Source organism: Flavobacterium sp. (assembly GCF_036759525.1).
GTDB lineage: Bacteria > Bacteroidota > Bacteroidia > Flavobacteriales > Flavobacteriaceae > Flavobacterium.
The window spans coordinates 1-2,863 of sequence record NZ_DAIOUN010000038.1 but is presented as its reverse complement, the minus strand read 5'-3'; the positions used below and the strand labels follow the sequence as shown (position 1 = coordinate 2,863).

The 2,863-nt window shown below is 35.7% G+C and carries 4 protein-coding genes; 3 read left to right on the top strand and 1 reads right to left on the bottom strand.

Going from position 1 to position 2,863, the window contains the following annotated elements; all coding sequences use genetic code 11:
- Positions 1 to 87 precede the first annotated feature (87 nt).
- Both V7M80_RS13105 and V7M80_RS13100 read left to right on the top strand, forming a co-directional pair.
- Positions 88 to 1,020, top strand: coding sequence for a restriction endonuclease (locus V7M80_RS13105; RefSeq protein WP_333696809.1), 933 nt, complete (start codon positions 88 to 90; stop codon positions 1,018 to 1,020).
- A gap of 16 nt (positions 1,021 to 1,036) precedes the next feature.
- Positions 1,037 to 1,432 (top strand): energy transducer TonB, encoded by a 396-nt coding sequence (locus tag V7M80_RS13100; protein WP_333696807.1) that lies wholly within the window; start codon positions 1,037 to 1,039, stop codon positions 1,430 to 1,432.
- A gap of 28 nt (positions 1,433 to 1,460) precedes the next feature.
- On the opposite strand, the gene V7M80_RS13095 is transcribed toward V7M80_RS13100, so the two are convergent.
- Positions 1,461 to 2,336 (bottom strand): hypothetical protein, encoded by an 876-nt coding sequence (locus V7M80_RS13095; protein ID WP_333696805.1) that lies wholly within the window; start codon positions 2,334 to 2,336, stop codon positions 1,461 to 1,463.
- Positions 2,337 to 2,677: 341 nt separating this feature from the next.
- Between V7M80_RS13095 and V7M80_RS13090 the strand changes: the two genes are divergently transcribed.
- On the top strand, positions 2,678 to 2,860 hold the full coding sequence (locus V7M80_RS13090) for a hypothetical protein (RefSeq protein ID WP_333696803.1): 183 nt from the start codon (positions 2,678 to 2,680) through the stop codon (positions 2,858 to 2,860).
- Positions 2,861 to 2,863 lie beyond the last annotated feature (3 nt).

The window sequence follows — 2,863 nt, the reverse complement described above, 5'->3', positions numbered from 1 at the left end:
ATTCTTTTAAAATTAAAATAAAAAATACAAAAAAGATTATTTAATTTACGATTTATTACTTTTAAAACTACCTAATCACACTATAAAATGGCCATACCCAAGCATGATGAATTAAGAGTACCAGTTTTAGCCTTGCTCCAAGATCATAAAGAATTAAAATTGAAGGATTTTATTGAACCTTTATCCAAGCATTTTGGTTTGACAGAGGAAGAAATTCAAGAGATGTATCCTTCAGGTAACGGGCATATTTTTTATGATAGAGTTTCGTGGGCACTAAGCTATTTGAACATGGCAGGTCTTTTAGATAAACCTAAAAGAGGTGTTTATAAAATAAATGAATCGGGAATTCAATTATTGAAAGCTCCTGAAAAAGTAAATTCTTATATTGAACAAAAACTCATTGAAAGAGAACCTACCCGCCAAAAAAAGGGTACTGAAAAAACAGATTTTGAAATAGAAACCAGTGCCTCAGATTTTACCCCTCAAGAAAAGTTATATACCTCTTTTGCCAATATCAAAAAATCCATATATGCCGAAATATTAGCCACTATTTTGAGTAAAACCCCAACAGAGTTTGAACGATTGGTTGTTTTGTTGTTGCAAAAAATGGGTTATGGTGGTGAGATTAAAAATTCTGGTTTGGTAACCAAAGCTTCCAATGATGGTGGTATTGACGGTATTATCAAAGAAGATGTGCTTGGTTTAGGAAGAATTCATATCCAAGCGAAACGTTACAAATTAGAAAGTACAGTTGGTAGAGAAGAGATTCAGAAATTTGTTGGTGCTTTGGCTGTTGCACAATCCAATAAAGGGGTATTTATTACGACTTCCTACTATTCCAAAGGAGCCATTGATTATGTGAATAGCTTAAATGGTTCTACCACAATTGTACTTATCGATGGTGAAAAACTAGCTGAATATATTTATGATTTTGGACTTGGCATGCAAGTAGAGCAAACCATTGAAATTAAAAAATTAGATGCAGACTTCTGGGATTCTATGAAGGATGAAAATTTATAATAATCATGAACTATTTATGAAAACCTTTTCAAAATCAGTTTTCTTTTTAATTACTGTTTTTTATCTATTCACCTTTCATTCTTACTCCCAACAACCCCCTATAGAGCAAATCCATACGTCTATCTCGAAAACACTGAAAGAGACCCATTATGATAGTATTTATAAGGCTCTTCGCTTGAAAGACGGTGACCGGGTTACCGTATTCGTCTTCTTCACGATAGATGAAGAAGGTAAGGTAACCGATATCAAAACACGTGGCCCTTATCCTGTTTTTGAACAAGAAGCCGTCAAGATTATGGAACGATTGCCCCGTTTGACACCCAAGGTGGTTGACGGAGTGCCCCAACGGATGAAATTTTCGTTACCCATCACGTTTGTGGTGGAAAGGGAGGAGAAAAAGAAGCGGGGGTAATACCTCAATGTAAAGCTTTACCCATTTTTCATTTTTTACCTTTTACATATTTATCTATGATATAGGGAGTTATAGGTCGCAGGACTTTACCGGTTTCGGGATGAAAACCTACCCCGTTTGAATTGAAATAGTCAATTCGATACGTATTTATTTTACAATACCATACTAAGGGCTTCCCATCCGGTGCAAAAAAAACAGTGGATTCATCAACCGGTATTTTTCGGAAATCCGTTAGTTTTTCATTCTTTTGAATCAAGGTTTGTATTCGCAAAGCCTTTTTCTCATTCACACATTCTGTGGGCACATACCGATCTACTTTCCATTCCAAACAATCCTTTTGATTGAATACCCATTTGGAGAGCGAAAACCCGCCCAACAAAGTTACAAAAAGTAGCGAAAGGGCCATTCCTTTTGACTTTCCAACTCCGGGTAAGAAACTACTTCTTGGGGTTTCTTTACGGCTATCTGGCTTATTCTTTAGGGTATTTGAGGTTGAAAATTCATTTTCATTGGTGTTTTCGATTTCTTTTGCCGGTAGATCGGTTTGTCGAAATTTGGCAAAAGGTCTTGGTTCAAAATTTACCAAAATAGCTGCAATATTTATTCCTTCGATGTCTTGTAAATCGGTTTCGCCTTTAAAAAAGGTTTCAATGGGTCTGAATTTATCTTTTTGTTCTCGTAACCTATTCAAATGGTTTAAATTGTAATCAAAGCCCAAAAACAATTTGAAACTCTTCAAATCATCCGGATTGTTGTTTTCCTTAAAAATTTCGTTACACAAATCTCTCAGTTTTGCCCTGGAAGGATTAAACAAAAAACTGGAGAATTCGCCATTTTTTTCCTCCTCATATTTCACTCGGATTGCCTTTTTGTAGGCTTCTAGACGGTCTTGACGTGTAGTCATAATAGGAAGTTTTAGGATAATTCAGGATACTTTAGGAAAGATGGGAATTTCAGGAATTCCCTATCAAAACCCACACTCAAACAACATTCCTTTGCTTCAGAATTTGTTTTTGTTCTTACCTGCAATAAGAACAAATGTACAAAACAGATTCATACTAGTGTAGCCTTACAGAACTGAAATTTTATCAGGGAAGTATAAAAAATTAGGTTCTGTTTTGGCACACTTCACTTCCCAAAAATTACAGAGTACTCTAAAATGATTTGAGCTATTGCTCAAAAAGCAATTTCGGTTTTCAACCCACCGAAGACACCTCTTTGTTTAATTTTTAAAGTAAAGGAACCATGAAAAAAATACTTTTTATTTCCCTTTTTTGTTCGGCTTTGGGCTTTTTTGCATCTTGTTCTGTAGATGAAGAATCCACCGATCAAGTTTTAATGCCTTTTGCCGATGATACCGGTGGACAACACGGAATACCTAAACCCCCTCCGCCACCGCCACCGCCACCATCATACGGATCAGATTAAGTG